This is a genomic window from Pseudomonas sp. SIMBA_041 (assembly GCF_046535095.1).
GTDB lineage: Bacteria > Pseudomonadota > Gammaproteobacteria > Pseudomonadales > Pseudomonadaceae > Aquipseudomonas > Aquipseudomonas mucoides.
In genome coordinates, this window is record NZ_JAWRXJ010000099.1 from 1 (window position 1) to 346 (window position 346).

General features: G+C 60.4%; 1 protein-coding gene. It reads right to left on the reverse strand.

Annotation, left to right across the window (positions count from 1 at the left end; translation table 11 throughout):
- Positions 1–346: hypothetical protein (locus SB725_RS30400; protein ID WP_410923058.1), on the reverse strand; the 346-nt coding region annotated here is incomplete at both ends.

The window sequence follows — 346 nt, forward strand, 5'->3', positions numbered from 1 at the left end:
CTGACCAACGCCGAGCATGAACGCCTGCATGTGTTCCCGCTTGCCCAGATTCAGCGTGCTCTGCGTGGGCAGCACGGCTTCCCGCATGAGCTTGGAGGCCTGCGGATTGAAGCGGCCCAGCATCTGCAGACGGGACACCCGGCTCATGTTGTAGCCGTAGCGGATCTCGACGTCTTCCGGTGACTTGCCATTGGCTTCGGCATGTGCCTCAACCGCCGCCAGTGTGTCTTCGAATACATTGAAGGCGGAGACGATCGCCTGACGCTGACCCTTCTTCGAGTTGGCATCGTTGACGTTAAGCTTCTCCTCGTCGACCGTGCCCGGACCGAAGATGTCGACCAGCTTG